This window comes from Eisenibacter elegans DSM 3317, assembly GCF_000430505.1.
GTDB lineage: Bacteria > Bacteroidota > Bacteroidia > Cytophagales > Microscillaceae > Eisenibacter > Eisenibacter elegans.
In genome coordinates this window covers 20,848-37,221 of record NZ_AUMD01000012.1, presented here as the reverse complement: position 1 = coordinate 37,221, position 16,374 = coordinate 20,848, and the positions used below count along the sequence as shown (strand labels likewise).

General features: G+C 49.0%; 15 protein-coding genes. 7 read left to right on the top strand and 8 right to left on the bottom strand.

Annotation, left to right across the window (positions count from 1 at the left end):
• Positions 1-96: 96 nt before the first annotated feature.
• From G499_RS0103735 to G499_RS0103725, 3 genes are all read right to left on the bottom strand, one after another.
• Complete coding sequence (locus G499_RS0103735; protein WP_026998833.1) at positions 97-849, bottom strand: succinate dehydrogenase/fumarate reductase iron-sulfur subunit; 753 nt, start codon at positions 847-849, stop codon at positions 97-99.
• 63 nt (positions 850-912) lie between these two features.
• Positions 913-2,850, bottom strand: coding sequence for a fumarate reductase/succinate dehydrogenase flavoprotein subunit (locus G499_RS0103730; protein ID WP_026998832.1), 1,938 nt, complete (start codon positions 2,848-2,850; stop codon positions 913-915).
• A 27-nt stretch (positions 2,851-2,877) separates the two neighbouring features.
• Positions 2,878-3,594 carry a succinate dehydrogenase cytochrome b subunit gene (locus G499_RS0103725; protein ID WP_081413631.1) on the bottom strand — a complete coding sequence of 239 codons (717 nt, stop codon included), beginning with the start codon at positions 3,592-3,594 and terminating at the stop codon, positions 2,878-2,880.
• Between the two features lie 286 nt (positions 3,595-3,880).
• Here G499_RS0103725 and G499_RS0103720 point away from each other — a divergent pair, with 286 nt between their 5' ends.
• Positions 3,881-4,633 carry a lysophospholipid acyltransferase family protein gene (locus G499_RS0103720; RefSeq protein ID WP_035726604.1) on the top strand — a complete coding sequence of 251 codons (753 nt, stop codon included), beginning with the start codon at positions 3,881-3,883 and terminating at the stop codon, positions 4,631-4,633.
• Between the two features lie 53 nt (positions 4,634-4,686).
• Here G499_RS0103720 and G499_RS0103715 read toward each other — a convergent pair whose 3' ends face one another.
• Positions 4,687-5,322, bottom strand: coding sequence for a DUF1684 domain-containing protein (locus tag G499_RS0103715; RefSeq protein WP_026998829.1), 636 nt, complete (start codon positions 5,320-5,322; stop codon positions 4,687-4,689).
• Between the two features lie 193 nt (positions 5,323-5,515).
• On the opposite strand from G499_RS0103715, the gene G499_RS0103710 reads away from it, so the two are divergent.
• From G499_RS0103710 to G499_RS18610, 6 genes are all read left to right on the top strand, one after another.
• Positions 5,516-5,893 carry a hypothetical protein gene (locus tag G499_RS0103710; protein ID WP_026998828.1) on the top strand — a complete coding sequence of 126 codons (378 nt, stop codon included), beginning with the start codon at positions 5,516-5,518 and terminating at the stop codon, positions 5,891-5,893.
• Positions 5,894-6,290: 397 nt separating this feature from the next.
• Complete coding sequence (locus G499_RS22375; RefSeq protein ID WP_081413630.1) at positions 6,291-8,597, top strand: TonB-dependent receptor; 2,307 nt, start codon at positions 6,291-6,293, stop codon at positions 8,595-8,597.
• Between the two features lie 86 nt (positions 8,598-8,683).
• Positions 8,684-9,523: an MbnP family protein gene (locus tag G499_RS0103695; RefSeq protein ID WP_051295882.1), complete on the top strand. Its 840-nt coding sequence runs from the start codon at positions 8,684-8,686 to the stop codon at positions 9,521-9,523.
• A gap of 60 nt (positions 9,524-9,583) precedes the next feature.
• Complete coding sequence (locus G499_RS0103690; RefSeq protein ID WP_026998824.1) at positions 9,584-10,615, top strand: cytochrome-c peroxidase; 1,032 nt, start codon at positions 9,584-9,586, stop codon at positions 10,613-10,615.
• A 16-nt stretch (positions 10,616-10,631) separates the two neighbouring features.
• Positions 10,632-11,573, top strand: a complete 942-nt coding sequence (locus tag G499_RS0103685; protein ID WP_035726550.1) for a transporter family protein — start codon at positions 10,632-10,634, stop codon at positions 11,571-11,573.
• Positions 11,574-11,601: 28 nt separating this feature from the next.
• Positions 11,602-13,164 carry a PepSY domain-containing protein gene (locus G499_RS18610; RefSeq protein ID WP_081413629.1) on the top strand — a complete coding sequence of 521 codons (1,563 nt, stop codon included), beginning with the start codon at positions 11,602-11,604 and terminating at the stop codon, positions 13,162-13,164.
• 119 nt (positions 13,165-13,283) lie between these two features.
• On the opposite strand, the gene G499_RS18605 is transcribed toward G499_RS18610, so the two are convergent.
• The 4 genes from G499_RS18605 to G499_RS0103655 form a co-directional block, all read right to left on the bottom strand.
• Complete coding sequence (locus G499_RS18605) at positions 13,284-13,586, bottom strand: type II toxin-antitoxin system RelE/ParE family toxin (protein ID WP_035726549.1); 303 nt, start codon at positions 13,584-13,586, stop codon at positions 13,284-13,286.
• On the bottom strand, positions 13,580-13,810 hold the full coding sequence (locus G499_RS0103665; RefSeq protein WP_026998822.1) for a hypothetical protein: 231 nt from the start codon (positions 13,808-13,810) through the stop codon (positions 13,580-13,582). Before G499_RS0103665 ends, G499_RS18605 begins: the two co-directional genes overlap by 7 nt.
• A gap of 168 nt (positions 13,811-13,978) precedes the next feature.
• Complete coding sequence (locus tag G499_RS0103660; RefSeq protein WP_026998821.1) at positions 13,979-15,793, bottom strand: hypothetical protein; 1,815 nt, start codon at positions 15,791-15,793, stop codon at positions 13,979-13,981.
• 194 nt (positions 15,794-15,987) lie between these two features.
• A complete protein-coding gene (locus G499_RS0103655) occupies positions 15,988-16,359 on the bottom strand; it encodes a hypothetical protein (protein WP_154658303.1) in 372 nt (123 codons plus the stop codon).
• Positions 16,360-16,374: the final 15 nt, after the last annotated feature.

Genomic DNA, 16,374 nt, shown 5'->3' with positions numbered 1-16,374 from the left:
GCCGCGCTGAAAATTTAGACAAGCTCTTAAAGCCCAACGCCCGCCTGTATGAATACAAGCGGGCGTTGGGGCATTTGGAGTATGAGGTATATGGCCTTATACGTTGTTAGAGGTGATTTTAGCACCGAGGTATTCGCGGTTCAGGCGGGCGATAGCCGTCAGAGGAATGCCTTTGGGACACTCTGCCGAGCAAGCACCGGTATTGGTACAAGAGCCGAAGCCTTCGCTGTCCATTTGAGCCACCATACGCTCTACACGAACTTTACGTTCGGCCTTGCCTTGGGGTAGCAGGGCGAGCTGTGATACCTTGGCCGATACGAAGAGCATTGCTGAGGCATTTTTACAAGCAGCCACACAAGCGCCACAGCCGATACAAGCGGCATAGCTGAAAGCTTCGTCAGCGATTTGCTTGGCAATAGGCATTTCGTTGGCATCTACGGTAACGCCTGTATTGACAGACACATAGCCGCCGGCTTGCATAATGCGGTCGAAGGCGCTGCGGTCTACCACGAGGTCTTTAATAACAGGGAAAGGCTTGGCTCTCCAAGGCTCGATGTAGATGGTTTCGCCGTCTTTGAAACTACGCATGTGCAACTGGCAGGCGGTAGTGCCGGCTTCGGGGCCGTGGGCACGTCCGTTGATGTACAGGCTACACATTCCGCAAATACCCTCGCGGCAGTCGTGGTCGAAAGCCACTGGTTCTTCGTCTTTGGCTACGAGTTGTTCGTTGAGGGTGTCGAGCATTTCCAAGAAAGACATATCTGAAGAGATGTTGTCTACTTGGTAGGTAACCATTTTACCTTTGTCTTTGGCGTTTTTTTGTCGCCATATTTTGAGTGTAAATTTCATAATACAGGCAATATTTTGGCTGTATGGCTTTTAAGTCAAAAGCCACACAAGGGTGAAACAAGATTATTTGTAGCTACGCTGGGTAAGCTTGACGTTCTCGAACTTGAGTTCTTCTTTGTGGCGTACAGGCACTTGGTTTTCGCCTTTGTACTCCCAAGCCGATACAAAGCAGAAGTTTTCGTCGTCGCGTAGGGCTTCGTTATCTTCTGTTTGGTGCTCTTCGCGGAAGTGGCCACCGCAAGACTCTTCACGGTCGAGGGCATCGCGCATCATCAGCTCGCCAAGCTCAAGGAAGTCAGCTACACGCATTGCCTTTTCGAGGCTGATGTTGAGCTCTTCGGCATCTCCAAGTACTTTTACGTCTTTGTAATACTCTTGGCGTAGGTCGTGGATGAGCTTAATACCTTTTTCGAGGCCTTCTTTGTTACGAGCCATGCCGCAGTACTCCCACATGATTTTACCTAGCTCTTTGTGGAATTGGTCTACTGATTTTTTGCCTTTGACACCCATCAGTTGTTTGATGCGGCTTTTGACTTCGGCTTCGGCTGTTTTGAAAGCCTCGTGGTCGGTAGGCACCTTGTCATTGGCAGGCATTTTGGCTAGGTAATCACCTAAGGTATAAGGGATAACAAAGTATCCGTCGGCCAATCCTTGCATCAAAGCACTGGCACCGAGGCGGTTAGCGCCGTGGTCAGAGAAGTTGGCTTCGCCAAGGGCATAAAGACCGGGGATGGTCGTCATGAGGTTGTAATCTACCCAGAGGCCGCCCATAGTATAGTGTACGGCAGGGTAAATCTTCATTGGCACTTCGTAAGGGTTTTCGCCGGCGATTTTGGCGTACATATCGAAGAGGTTGCCATACTTGTCTTGAATCACTTTGAGGCCGTCACGCTTGATGGCATCGCGGAAGTCGAGGAATACCGCTTCGCCAAAAGGCACGATGCTGCGCCCATCGTCGCAAACGGCTTTAGCGTTGCGCGAGGCCACGTCACGGGGGACGAGGTTACCAAACGAGGGGTATCGCTCTTCGAGGTAGTAGTCGCGGTCTTCTTCGGCCAAGTCACTGGCTTTGAGTGTTCCTTTGCGGATAGCCTCAGCGTGTTCTTTGGTTTTAGGAACCCACACACGTCCGTCGTTACGGAGCGACTCAGACATCAGGGTCAGCTTAGACTGGTTTTCGCCGTGTACGGGGATACAAGTTGGGTGAATTTGGGTAAAGCAAGGGTTACCAAACAAGGCTCCTTTGCGGTGGGCGCGCCAAGCGGCAGTAACGTTAGAACCCATCGCATTGGTAGAGAGGAAGAACACGTTGCCGTAGCCACCGGTACAGAGCAACACGGCGTGGGCGCTGTGCGATTCAATTTGGCCGGTGATGAGGTTTCGGGTTACGATACCACGCGCTACACCATCTACCAAAACAACATCTAGCATTTCGGTACGGGTATAAAGCTTTACTTTGCCATTGGCTACTTGGCGGCTTAGGGCGCTATAAGCACCTAGTAGGAGCTGCTGGCCTGTCTGACCACTGGCATAGAAAGTACGCGATACCTGTGCTCCACCAAAAGAGCGGTTGGCCAATAGTCCTCCATATTCGCGGGCAAAGGGTACACCTTGCGCCACACACTGGTCGATGATATTGACACTCACCTCGGCCAAGCGGTATACGTTGGCCTCGCGGGCGCGGTAGTCCCCTCCTTTTACGGTGTCATAGAAGAGGCGGTAGACGCTATCGCCGTCATTCTGATAGTTTTTGGCAGCGTTGATACCCCCTTGGGCAGCGATACTGTGCGCACGGCGGGGGCTATCTTGGAAGCAAAACGCTTTTACATTGTAGCCCAACTCCGCTAACGAAGCAGCCGCTGAAGCACCAGCCAAGCCTGTACCTACCACAATTACGTCATACTTACGCTTGTTGGCAGGGTTTACAAGCTTTACACTGAATTTATGGTTGCTCCACTTATCGGCGAGAGGGCCTTCTGGAATTCTGGAATCTAATTGCATAAAAGTACTAGTTTAAATGAAATGTTGTTATGCCATCTGTTGGATAAACATAATGGCAGGAATAAGGGCAAAAGCTAGAGGAACTATAATGCAAAACACCAATCCGACGAACTTCAAGATTGGCGTATATTTTTTGTGATCAAGACCCAAGCTACGGAATGCGCTCACGAAGCCGTGCGAAAGGTGAAAAGCCAAGCTGCCCATCGCTATGATGTACAAAGCCACCAACCACCACTGTGCGAAAGCTTCTTTGGTCATCAGGTAGAGATCTTTGTACTCTTGGCCATCATAGCTTACCTTGGCAACAGTGCCATACTTGGCAGGAAACCAAAAATTGGCCAAGTGCACCACAATAAACACCAACAATACCGTACCCAAAAGGGTCATATTGCGTGATGCCCAAGAGCTGTTAGCGCCGGGGCGGTTATAACGGTAGCGCTCGGGGCGGGCTTGTGTGTTTTGGGAGGCTAGCATAAAGCCATAAACCACGTGCATCAAGATGAGCACAAAGTTTACCTTTGAGACTACCTGAATGAGCGGGTTTTTGCTCATAAAGTCTGCATACAGATTAAAGGCTTTGCCATCGTCTCCGGCGAGTAGTTGTAAGTTTCCTGAAAGGTGAACAACTAGGAAGGTAATCAAAAACAAACCAGTGAGCGACATTACGACCTTTTTGCCGATGCTGCTGCTCATCATTTGTATGAACCAATGGGTCTTTTTAGGGGCTACAGTGGTAGAACTCATATGTGATTTTCGTTTGAACTAAGTAATTTGAAAAACTATTGGAAAGGGTATTTTTATAGCAATCCAAATTTACGGCTCGTTTTTCATAATTCCACTCCTTCGCTTTGTTTAGCTTTCTTATTTTGATTGATTCTAAATTCTTTTATGCTAAACCTTTGGTATGAAAGTATTTGTGCAAGAGGATGGTTTGGTTTTTGGCCAAAAAAATAAGTTTTCCTTGTACAAAAGTCTCCGTTTTGAGAGATTTATCGTTAATTGGCTAAGTTTATCCAATCTAATTGATTCTATGCGCAAATTAGGGCTTTATCTTTATCTTACTTGGGCTGTTTTTTGGGGGGCATTGGTTTTTGTGTTGATGTATCCCTTGATTCTGATTTGTATTCAGCGCCCCGGCTGGCATCGGTTTTATCACGGGCTAAGTAAGGTCTGGGCTTGGACATTTTACCGCTTGGCGCTGTTGCGGGTACGTAGCCGCTGGGAGTTTAAGCCGGAGCGTGGGCAGGTATATGTTTTTTGCTCCAATCATTTTTCTTATCTTGATATTCCCCTCTTGACACTGGCTGTACCTTCATTTACAGTTTTTGTAGGGTTGCACGACCTCAACCGTATTCCCTTGTTTGGGTATATGTTCCGCAAAATCCATATTCCTATTGATCGCTCAAGCCCACGCAGCCGCTACCTGACCTACCAACGCGCCAAAGATGCGCTGGCAGCCGGCAAAAGTGTGGCTATTTTTCCGGAGGGAGGTATTTGGGCTACTGATTTTCCACATATGGCACCGTTTAAGGATGGGGCTTTCCGGATGGCTATCGAGCAGGGGGTGTCTATTGTACCGGTTACTATTCCCCACAACTGGCGGATGATGCCCCTGATGAACCTGAATAAATTCAAGCGAGTGCGCTCAGAGGTGATTTTCCATCAGCCCATCCCTACCAAAGGCCTGCGCTTGGAAGATGTTCCTCGTTTGAAAGCGCAGGTGTTTGAAGTCATCGACCAACAATTACAGCAGTATTTCCCCGAGGCGTATGTGTATGAATAGCCTCTGGGGTATACCGTTTGCGGTCGGCGAGTACGCCCCTGTTGAGCGCCCTACTACTCTTGCAAGAAGTTGCCACCCTCTTCAGAAGGGAGGCGTTCTCCGGCTTTGATAGCAATCTGGAGGCGGTTTTCGCGAGGCGGAATGGGGCAGGCATATTGACTGTTGTAGGCACAATAGGGAAGGTAGGCCTCATTGAAGTCGAGGTCTATCCATTTTTCTGCTGGGCTGATGGGCGCATCAAGGTATCGCCCGCCGCCGTAGGTCTCTCTACCGCTGGTTTTGTCTTGGAAGGGGATGAAGGCCGTCTTGTCGCGGTGTTTGTGTTTGTACGCTTCGAGGGTATACTGCTTGCCTTCGTACTCAAAACTGATGGTGGCAAAATGAAATAACTGCTCGGCCTTGCCCCCGGTCATTTGAATGCTGATAGGCTTGAGGTCGTGTTTTTGAGTGATGGTCGCCTTGAAGCGGTAAGCAGGGTCAATGTCAAAATAGTGTAATCCTTTAAAAGAAGTCTTGTTTTTAATAGGGGAGGCGCTGCTTTTGGCAAAATCTTGGTCTTTTTTGAACCGAGCATCTTTGATGCGTAAGACATAGCCCTCAGGGCTATCGTCTGGAGCCTGACAGGCCGTAGCGAAGAGCAGTAAACCTAGGAGGATATATTGGTATAACCTAAAAGAGACAGATTGCATAAGATAGCAGATTTGAAAAAAGGTTAGTTGTTGAAATCTTGGGCTAAATTACGCAGCCAAGCGCAGATGTACAAACCTAAAGCTCAACTTGGCTTAGCTGAAATTGGGTGCAACAAGGTTTCAAAAATATTTTTTGCGTTTTTATACACCCTTCGTATATTTGCATCCAAATAGGACATCATTCATTTGTCTAATGAAAAACCTAAGCATATATGCACTGAGCACGTTGATGGCGCTCTATAGCTTGCACCCACTACTCGTATTGGGGGTGTTTGAGTGGAATCGTGCATACCTTGCAAAGGAGCTATGCGTACAAAGAGTGATTGAAGACAATGATTGTCAGGCTCAATGCCAGTTGCAAGCCGCACTGGAGCGTGAAGCACAGCAAGCCGCTATGCAGTCTCGTTGGCTGGAGCAAATCGATGTTCCGCTCTTTTGTACAACATCATCAGATGCCTTGCTCAATACCCGTGATTTTGAGCTTTTAGCTGCCTTCCAAGGCTATGCACCGCTATTTTTTAGCTTCCAAGAACATCTCTTGGACATTTTTCATCCTCCTATACAAGCCTAATTCTCGGCTTTTTGTCTTTCTACATTTTCTGGACTTTTCGCTTTTTCTGGTGTGCTACGCACAGGTTGTACTGGCATAGCCTGTCGTTTGGTGATGTCGTTTTGATACCCCGCAATAGCCTCAAACCACCCTACTGAGCGCGAAAACCTGTGTGCATAAGCAGCTTGGGAGACATCCGAACACGAGGGTGCGAAGGATGCGTGGGTCTTAGCCCTACAAGTAGCTTCGCCCAAGCGCAGGGGAAGCTCCAAGAAATCGCCCAAGCCCTAATTGTAGGACAAAGCTATCTGAGTTGATTTTGATTTTCTCCATTGACACACATCATCCCAAAACAGGGATTTTGTGTGAACAGGTTCTCTATGCTTTTTTAAAAAAAACAAAAATAATATACACAAAAATGTTACGATTCTTATCATTATCGTTGTGCGTGCTCACACTTAGTTTTGGGCTATTACAGGCACAACAAATCTCTGGTCGCATTACGGATGGACAAACACAAGAGCCACTCGTGGGGGTAAGCGTACGCCTAGCCGGTAGCACCACCGGCACCGTTACGGATGCGAAAGGTTACTTTAACTTGCCTCATCAAGAAACAACTGCCACACTCGAAGTACGCTATATCGGCTATGAAACTATGACGCTCAACTGGCGCGAAGGGCAAAACCTACAGGTAAACCTCAAGCCTGACTACCTCAACCTCAACGAAATCACCGTAGTAGGTTACGATGCCAATCAGACTTTGCTCAAAACCCCCGGTTCTTTGGGTTTAGTTACAGAACGAGACATCGCACGGGCGGATAAAACTTCACTCAGCCAGCTGATGAACCATATCCCCGGCGTACAAGCGCGTGGTAGCAATACCTTGCGTCCGGCAACAATTTCAATCCGTGGGATGGGTGCACGCGGTCCCGGCGGCTCCGGGCGCATCAAAATCTATCTCAATGACTTGATGCTGACCAACCCCGACGGCTCTAATGCTTGGGAAGACATTGACCCCTACACCATTGGCCGGATGGAGGTAATCAAAGGTCCTGCATCGAGCATTTATGGAGCTTCGATTGGTGGGGTGATTAACATCAACACCCAAAGCACGCCTTTTCAAGAGCGTAGCGTGGAGACTTTTGGAATGGTAGGTAGTTTTGATACCTATCGCTATGGGGCAACGGCGCGTTTTAGCAACGAAAGTACCAACCTGATGCTGACTTATGGCACACAGGCCACGCAGGGTTTCCGAGAGTTTTCGCCCGAAGAGCGTAATTTCTTGACTTTCTTGGGCACGTTTACGGCCTCTGAGCGTCAGACACTGACCCTCTTTGTGAATCGCAACCGCTATGCTTCGCGAGCGCCGGGTGCGCTTACGGCTGAACAGGCTGCCGAAAACCCTCGTCAGGCTTTGGCCTCTCAGGTGATGTTTAATGCGGGGCGTGATATTACCTTTACCCGCCTTGGTCTGTCGAGCGAGTACCGCTTAGCGCCCCGCTGGAGCAATACAACCAGCATTACGGGTTCATTTTCTGACCTAGACCACCCGGTGGCACGTATTTATATATACAACTGGATTCAGAACTTTGGCGGGCGCACACGTTTCCGTTATGATGGCAATCTAGGGGCAATGCCTATGCGTCTTACCTTTGGGGCAGAAGCACAGGTGGGTGTAAACCGCCTCAACTTCTATGGCAATGCCAGTGGCCGCCCCAATGCAGTAGCCATCGGCGACCGTGTAAGCAACACCCGCAATGTAGTTACTTTTGCCCAAGCCGAAATAGACCTAACTGAGCGCCTACTCTTGAGCCTTGGCGCAAGTGCCAACTTTTACCTCTACCGATATACCGAGTTTACCCGCCCCTCCCCTGAAGAGCAGGTGCGTGAGTTTGACCCCTTCTATGCGCCACGCCTAGGGCTGAACTATCGTATCAACGAGCGCCACGCCCTACATGCCAACGTAAGCCGTGGGTTTACACCTCCAGCAGTAGGCGATATCAATCAACCTGATGGTACGGTCAACATCGGGCTGAACCCCGAGACGGCTTGGAGCTTTGAGCTAGGGGCGAGAGGTAGCTGGCTCAATGGCCGTCTGAGCTATGACATCGCTGCTTTCCGAATGGATTTGAACAACGAAATCCTTCAACGTACTCCGGCAGTGGGTTTTACCATTCGTGAAAATGCTGGTAGCACCCGTTACAACGGATTTGAGGGCTTGGTGTCGTGGAATATCGTACAAGCGCCGGAACAGTGGCTTTCGTTAGCAAGGGTATATGCCTCTTATACCTACTTGGACGCACAGTTTGTAGAATTTGTAGAAAACCCAGCAGTAGGCGTGGAGGTGAGTGCCAATGGCAATACCGTTCCGGGCAACGCTCCGCATCGCCTTTTCAGCGGAATGGAGTTGAATACCCGCCCCGGGTTTTATGCCTATGCTACCTATGAATGGGTTGATACTACGCCTATCAACAACCTGAATACGCTCAGCAACTCAAGCTTTGGCTTGCTGGGAGCCAAAATCGGCTGGACACGTACATTAGGGCAGTTTGTGCTGGATGTGCACGTAGGTGGCAATAACCTTACTGATGAGATTTACAGTGACTCGCCTGCACTCAATCCCAATGCCATCGCGCAGGGGCCGCTGGCAGGACAGGTGCCCTTCCTGAACCTCAACTGGGGGCGAAACTACTATACCGGCCTGTCTCTCAAATACAAATTCTAAATCAACATCCCCGCCTCCCTGCGCCAAGAGTGAGGGAGGTAGGGCTTTCTTGTTCACATTTACTTATCTTCAAAACTTACGTTTATATGATTTCTCAAAAACAAATTCGTGTTGTGTTGGCAGCCTTTATCGCGCTAGCCATCGGTTTACAAAGCTGTAATGACAAAAAAGTAGAGGATGTGATTAACCCTAATGAAACAGGGAAAATCACGCTCAAGTTTGACAATGTGGTAGGCACACAAGACCTCCAGCTCAACAACCGCACCTATACCAATGCTGCCGGAGAAGAGTTTACGGTTTCGATGCTCAATTATTTTATCAGCAATGTGGTGCTCATCAAAGAAGATGGTTCGGAGTACATCGTACCACAAGCAGATAGTTATTTCTTGGTAAAAGAAGAAGATGCTGCTTCTCAGCGTGTTACGATTGACAATGTGCCGGCAGGCAACTACACCGGGGTACGTTTTAAAATTGGGGTTGACAGCCTGCGCAGCACGATGCCCCCAGCACAACGCACCGGCGCACTCGATGTAGGAGGTTCGGCTCAAGGAATGTACTGGGCTTGGAACTCAGGCTATATCTTCTTCAAATTTGAGGGAACCTCTCCACAAGCCCCGGCTGGTAATGATGGCCAAAAGCGATTCCGCTATCACATTGGCGGCTTCGGTGGATACTCCTCTCCCACATTCAATAACATCCAAAGCCGTGAAATCAGCTTTGGGAGAGACAAAGCCGTCATCCGGGCAAGCCGCACCTCTGACATTCATATCATTGTGGACTTGCTCAAGGTCTTCAACAGTGCCGAAACCCGTGTTAGTATTGCGGCCAACCCTACTGTAATGATGGCTGCCTACTCGGTCAATATTGCTAAAAACTACGCCCGAACTTTTGAATATGACCACCTGCACAATATGAGTGTTCAATAATTTCTGATTCATTTCATAAGGAGGAAGCTGCGGCTTCCTCTCTTTAGCCCCAATCTTGTTATGGCAAATAAATATTTGATTGTTGTGTTGTTGGTATTTGTGGGCTTAGTGGCCTGCCAATCAACAGATATAGCGCCACCTTTTGGGTTTGAAAAGCCGGCCAATTTTCCTGACCCAGTCTATGACTTTGCCCAGAACCCTGTTACACAAGAGGGTTTTGAGCTGGGGCGGATGTTGTTTTATGACGGGTTGCTCTCACGGGATGGGACAGTGAGCTGTGGCAGTTGCCATCAGCAAAGCTCCGGCTTTACCCAACACGGCCACGACCTGAGCCACGGTATCGATGACCAGCTGACCTTGCGCAACGCATTACCCATTCAAAACCTAGCTTGGGAGCCTTTGCAGGCTTGGGACGGAGGCGTATTCAATCTTGATTTATTTGCCATTGTGCCCATTGAAGCACACAACGAGATGGACTCTTCCCTGCCGGAGGTACTCGATAAGCTACGTCGCCACCCACGCTACCCCGAAATGTTCCGCAAAGCCTTTGGCTCTCCCGAAATCACAACCGCACGCTTTCTTAAAGCCTTGTCCCAATTTCAACTAATGGCCATTTCGGCCAACTCACGCTATGACCGCTACATCCGCAACGAAGGCGTACAACTTACAAGCCTAGAGCTGCAAGGCTTGGAGATATTCCGCCAAAAATGTAGCTCTTGCCACCCTGAACCGCTATTTACTGATGGTAGTTTCCGACACAACGGGCTGGCCATCGGCAACCCCGCAGACAAAGGCCGTGGCGATGTAACTGCCCGCGCTGAGGACGATTATAAGTTTAGAGTGCCCAGCTTACGCAATGTGGAAGTCACAAGGCCATATATGCACGATGGCCGCCTCCGCAACTTACAGTTTGTATTGGAACACTACGACCATGGCGTTGTTGACCACCCTCACCTAGACCCACTACTCAAACAGCATGGCCGCCTAGGTATTCCGCTCAGCGCCGAAGAACAACGCAAAATCATTGCTTTCTTGCATACCCTCACCGACGAGGAATTTTTGAGCAACCCCAAACTATCTGAGTTCTTTTAACCCCCCCTTAAGCCTTATGACACGCCTATTTCAACACATATTGTGCTTCTTTTTGCTCTCGGTGATATGGATGATTCCGCGTCCGGCTGCTGCCTGTGATATCTGTGGTTGCGGAGCCGGAGGGTATTATTTTGGGGTAATGCCTCAATTTCACAAAAACTTCATCGGCCTACGTTACCGTCAGGCCTCTTATGATTCACACTTGCGCGGCACAACCTACAGCGATTTGTTCAAAACTACGGAAACCTTTTACGTAACAGAGCTTTGGGGGCGTTGGTATCCGGCTCCACGCTGGCAAGTACTGGCTTTTGTGCCTTATCAAATCAACTTGCAGCGGCTAGCTACTGAAACCAAAACGCAACAAGGGCTGGGCGACATGCTTTTTTCGCTCAACTACAATCTCTTCAACAATACCCTCACAGAAGACAGTATCCCCAAGCGCATCCGTCAAAATTTATGGGTAGGCGTGGGCGCCAAAGTCCCCACTGGCGCAAGCCGCTTCTCAGAAAGTGATCTTTCGCAAGTAGCCAATGCCAACTTTCAGCTTGGCACAGGAAGCCTAGACTTTGTCCTGAGTGTGATGCACGTTTTGCGCTTCCAGCGCAGCGGTATCAGTACTGACCTGAGCTACAAAGTCAACACAGCCAACAGCCGTGGGTATCAGTTTGGCAACCGTGTGATGGCCAATATGGCTTTTTTCAGGCTTTACCGTACGGGGCAATTTGGCCTGATGCCTCACATAGGTGCTTATGGAGAATACTCGGTCAAAGATAATGATCAAGGCTTTCTGAACGAAAACACCGGCGGACACTTAATCACTGCTAATCTAGGACTAGATGTATACTACAAACGCATCACTGCCGGAGTCAATTACCAACAACCCATACACCAAGCTCTCGCTATGGGGCAGATACAGGCACACGCACGTTGTGTGGCTCACATCAGCTTTATGTTATAAAATAAGTCCTCAAAACCCACCTACTGATATGAACAAACAGAACACAGCCACCAACTCCCTTGCTACGGCGCAAACCTACATCCGCCGTCGGATGTATGGCTGGCATCGAACCATTGGCACGATTGTCTGCATTCCGGTCATCTTTTGGACGCTCTCCGGGCTGATGCACCCCTTTATGGCGCACTGGTTCAAACCCGAAATCGCCCGGCAGTTCGTCATCCCCAAGCCTGTAGACCAAGCACAAATAAGCCTCTCGCTGCAAGAGGTGCTGACGCAAAACAGCATCGCAACGCTTCAAAACTTCCGTATAGTTAGTTTTGCGGGGCAGACTTATTACCAAGTAAAGCAAAAAGCTGGTGAGCCGCTGCGTTATTTCGATACCCAAAGCGGCCAAGAACTGCCCGATGGCGAGCAAAAACACGCCGAATACCTTGCCCGTTACTTTCTCGATGATGCTCAAAGTCCGCTCAAAAGTATTACCCTACAGACCGAGTTCGACGGACAGTACAAGTTTGTCAATCGGCTGCTGCCAGTTTGGAAACTCAGCTTCGACCGCCCCGACCGGATGGATGTTTATGTAGAAACGAGCTCCGACCGTCTGGCTACCTTCAACCCCACCTCACGCAAGGCTTTTTTGTGGGTCTTTGACAACTTCCACAATTGGTCTTTTCTAGAGGCCATCGCCAACAACTGGCTGCGCATTACGGTGATGATAGCCTTTTTGAGCATCATCATCTTGGCTGCCGTGAGCGGATTGGTCATTTATGGCTTTATGTGGAGCAAGTTCAAAGCTCCTGCCAACGGAGACAAGACAGGCTTCCTGCGCCGCTACCACCGACAGATTGGCCTTGCCACCGCCTTGGTTACGCTAACCTTTGCCTTTAGTGGAGCCTACCACGCCACACGCAAGTACAGCCCCAACCGCCTGCCCGAGATGGTCTACACCCCCGAAATCAAGACTGCCGACTTGCGCATGGCCTCTACCGCACTCCCATTGGATTGGGAGCGGCTTCATAATCTTTCGCTCATACAAATTCGGAAAACGCCTTATTTTCAAGCTTTTTACAAAGCTACTGAGGATCAGCCCGCAGAAACACAGTACTACCAAGCCCTAAACGGTACTGTGCTCGAAAACGGCAACCAAGTCTATGCCGAATACCTCGTGCAGTACTTTATGGCCAAGCTCAACACTGCCAACGCTGCTGATATCGACTGTTGCGAGATGAGTCAAAGCCTCAAGGGCAGTGATTTTGCCAATGCCTCTCTGCTCGAAACCAAGCCCATCGCCGCCTTCGACAACCGCGAGTATGGTTTTATCTTCAAACGCCTGCCTGTAGTGAAGTTTGCCTACGACACACCAGATAGCGACACCTTCTTTGTCGAAACCTCTAGCGGACACCTAGCCGCCCATATCCGCAATGCCGACCGGCGTGAAGGCTTGTCTTTTGCCATCTTCCACAAGTTTTTCTTGATGGATTGGGCTGGTAAGAACGTCCGTGATGGGGTGATGATGTTATCCGCCCTCGGCGTGCTGGTGGTCAACCTAATGGGGATGTTACTTTGGTGGGGCAAGCCCAAACGCAAGCGCTAAAAAATATCTTGGATATATCGAGGAGATGCATTCGCAATAAAATAAGCGCTAAGTTTGCCATAATACAACTCCAAAAAAGCCATCCTACAGAAGATTGTGGATGGCTTTTTGGTTTATGTTTACCCCACGGTGGGGTCTTGGCGTTGGTGGTAAATCAATTTGATGACCACTTTATCATCTATCAAGCTATAGACAATTTTGTAAAAGGCGTACTTGATATACAAGTATGGCATCGTTTCGCGTGCCAGCAGCGGCTCAGGCGTACCGTTGGCGTGTTGGGTATTGAGCTCTTCAATAACTTTGAGCATTCCTTCGACCAATGCTTGGGCGGTTTCGGGAGAGCGTTGTGCCACCCTTTGGTAGATTTGCTGCAAATCGCGGCGGGCGGTGCTAGTCCAAAATACTCTGCGTGCTGTTACCATGAGGCCACCTCCTGTACTACAGTTGGGTGATTGACCAACTCGCCGTCTATTTCGGCTTTATTGGCGGCATTGATGCGCTTATAGAAATCGATAGAAGTCATCGGTCGAAGGTTTTTATCGGCCTCATCTTCCATAATGATGCGCAGCTCCAGCCCGGAGTTTTCGAGCAAGGCTAAGACAGCCGAGAGTTGCTCTGGTGGGGTTTCAACAATAATACTAACCATAGGCTTTGTAGAGGTTTGGGGTGATTAGGTAAGTAATGTATACCAAGATTCACTTGGTTTGAAGATTCACAATATGTGATTTCCTTGATTATCAAGGATTTTCAGCGCATATACTTCTCAAACCAATGTTGATTGGGTATAATAATCAGGTCATCAAGTTTCTGCGGGTTATACAAATCGGCGCTCTACCAATTCATAAAACTCTTGTACTACATCGTCGTCTATTTCCCAGCGATATTTTTCTACGCAAGTTTGGTGGAGGTATTTTTTGGCCTCCTCTAGTGTGGGCAGCGTATCGAGGGTGTCTATAGCTTGATTAAAAGCCTGATTATCCCCTTCAAAGAGTTGGTTGATAAACAAAAACTTTTGGTTTAGCGAAATAGCTGCTCGTATTTGTGCGAGTTTGGCCTGCTGAAATTTTTCGTGGAGGCTAGGGCTATTGGTTTCTGACTTTAATTGGTCATTGAGTATGGGCTGTGCCGTTTCTTGGTTGATGGTTGCGTGTATTGTCGTGGGTGTGGGAGCGTCTGCGCCTTGTTGTTGCCACATAGCAAGTACTTGGCTGACGGGGTCTTGTTCGATGTCCACACGGCTATAGTCACGCAGCTCGTCAGGGTGATCATCAAGATTAGTGAGCAATCCGGCGCCTTTAAAGTCAAGATACATCTCTACAGGGTCTTCTGCCGGCTTGGGGGCGGAAGCTTGAGCCGCACAGCAGTGGATAGGGTCTTTATCGAGCGGTAGTACTTCGGGGTAGGCACGCTCTTCATCGGGGTGGTCGGGGTAATCGGCCAAGAGGTCTGCCCCTTTGTAGCTAAAATACTCTCCGAGGGTGTCGGCATCTTCTCCTAGGCTTTCAAACTTTTGTACAAGCTCATATAGATACAGTGCTGGATCTTCTTCGACAGGTATGGGGGCATATTGGTTGGGGTCGTCGGGATGATCATCGAGGTCGGTAAGCAATCCGGCACCTCTATTTTCGAGGTAAGCCTGTATTTCTTCGGCACTTAACGTTGCCAGTACTGGCTCTTCGGGCAGCGCGTCAGTCATATCAGTCTCTTCGGGGCTGCTCTCCTCGCCGATGAGGGGTACTGTTTCTTGGTCAGTAATATCTTCTGGCTCCCCGGTAGTTGTTTCGGGAGTATCTTTTTGCGCGGCAATAAGTTGCTCCGGCGCAGTTTCCGGTTCGGCAGTATCTGCCTGGAGGGGGTATGTATGGAGATAATCGAGGACAGGGTCGCCATCGGGGTCAGTGTCTGCAAAATAGCGTTGATCATCGTCGGGGTGGTCGTCGAGGTCAGTCAGGAGGCGAGCACCAGTATAGCGGAGATAGTCAGCGGTTTCGTCTACTTCAGGGGCATAAAGTTGCGCTGTAGATAAGGGCAAGATACTTTGGAAAGGCGCTAATGCTGCGGCCTCATCGCTTACTTGTGGTGGGTTTTGGGCGAGGTATTGCTCAAAGCAAGCTTGTAGCGCTGTAGGCGTTTGGGCATCGGCCTCGGAGAGTGTTTGCTCAGCGTGATCTAGAAAACCCTTGTACCACTGGCGTTGCTGTTGGATGTACTTGAAGCCTTCTTTGAGGGCTTGTAGCGAATATTTTTGGGCCAGCTCTTGTGTGAAAAATTGCGCAGGAGCGATGCTCAGTTTGATGGCATTTTGGAGGCTGGCAGCCATAAGGGGCTGAAAGTCAGCCGCCGCAATGCGGATATGTTGGGAGAGCGTATTCATAAACCCTTTGAGGGCTTGTTGGACACTCTCTTGGGCATAGTCAAAATAAGGGCTTTCGAGTTTACTGATTTCCTGTTGCCATTGCTCAAATAAATTTTTGAGTACAAGCAAGTTGGCTTGCTTGAGTGGGGAGAAGTTCAGGATTTCTTGGCCGTGGATATGGGTTTTTTCGGTAGAAAAATAACTATTTTGGAGTTGTTCTGCCAATTGATGGCTGTATTGTGTCAAGTTTTTTTCGTTGATGCGTTTTTCCATACCCAAGTATGATTATGTGATTTGAGGCTTATTTAGTACAGGCTTTTCGGGTGTGTGTATTGTAAGAAAAGCGCTAAGGGTGGCAATAATTACAAAGGTGGCAAAATTTAAGCCATTTACCCAAAAAAAACAAGCAACCCGTGTTGTTTTTGCGGATTGCCTGCGTACTGTGGTGGGGGCTATGCCCAAGGGGCTTAGCGGCGTTTTTCTACTACACGGAAGAGGTCGTATTCTTCATAGTTATCAAAGTGTACGACAAAGCGGTTGTCTTCTAGCTTAATGACATCTCCATATATTTCGATGCCTTCCATTTTGGAGTTGAGGATAATCCCGTTGTTCGCGATGCGCCATGTGCCGGTATCAACACGGCTGCCTGGCCATTGAATTTTGTAAGTATTATCTTTTCGGCCACGGAGAAACTGGAAGTCAACGTACTTGTATTGGTTAGTCCATCGGCCTTCGATGATACGTTCTTTTTCACGATGACTCATCACCAAGCTTTTTTGTGAGCAAGCTTGGGTAAACATCATCAGGGCAAGGATTGGTAAAAATAACGTCCATTTCATAAGTCTGAGGTATTT

Coding starts and splice junctions, on each gene's coding strand:
- G499_RS0103690 (WP_026998824.1), top strand. CDS start 9,584: ATGGCAAATAAATATTTGATTGTTGTGTTGTTGGTATTTGTGGGCTTA.
- G499_RS0103665 (WP_026998822.1), bottom strand. CDS start 13,810: ATGGTTAGTATTATTGTTGAAACCCCACCAGAGCAACTCTCGGCTGTC.
- G499_RS22375 (WP_081413630.1), top strand. CDS start 6,291: ATGTTACGATTCTTATCATTATCGTTGTGCGTGCTCACACTTAGTTTT.
- G499_RS0103720 (WP_035726604.1), top strand. CDS start 3,881: ATGCGCAAATTAGGGCTTTATCTTTATCTTACTTGGGCTGTTTTTTGG.
- G499_RS0103660 (WP_026998821.1), bottom strand. CDS start 15,793: ATGGAAAAACGCATCAACGAAAAAAACTTGACACAATACAGCCATCAA.
- G499_RS0103725 (WP_081413631.1), bottom strand. CDS start 3,594: ATGAGTTCTACCACTGTAGCCCCTAAAAAGACCCATTGGTTCATACAA.
- G499_RS0103715 (WP_026998829.1), bottom strand. CDS start 5,322: ATGCAATCTGTCTCTTTTAGGTTATACCAATATATCCTCCTAGGTTTA.
- G499_RS0103735 (WP_026998833.1), bottom strand. CDS start 849: ATGAAATTTACACTCAAAATATGGCGACAAAAAAACGCCAAAGACAAA.
- G499_RS0103655 (WP_154658303.1), bottom strand. CDS start 16,359: ATGAAATGGACGTTATTTTTACCAATCCTTGCCCTGATGATGTTTACC.
- G499_RS0103695 (WP_051295882.1), top strand. CDS start 8,684: ATGATTTCTCAAAAACAAATTCGTGTTGTGTTGGCAGCCTTTATCGCG.
- G499_RS0103730 (WP_026998832.1), bottom strand. CDS start 2,850: ATGCAATTAGATTCCAGAATTCCAGAAGGCCCTCTCGCCGATAAGTGG.
- G499_RS0103685 (WP_035726550.1), top strand. CDS start 10,632: ATGACACGCCTATTTCAACACATATTGTGCTTCTTTTTGCTCTCGGTG.
- G499_RS0103710 (WP_026998828.1), top strand. CDS start 5,516: ATGAAAAACCTAAGCATATATGCACTGAGCACGTTGATGGCGCTCTAT.
- G499_RS18610 (WP_081413629.1), top strand. CDS start 11,602: ATGAACAAACAGAACACAGCCACCAACTCCCTTGCTACGGCGCAAACC.
- G499_RS18605 (WP_035726549.1), bottom strand. CDS start 13,586: ATGGTAACAGCACGCAGAGTATTTTGGACTAGCACCGCCCGCCGCGAT.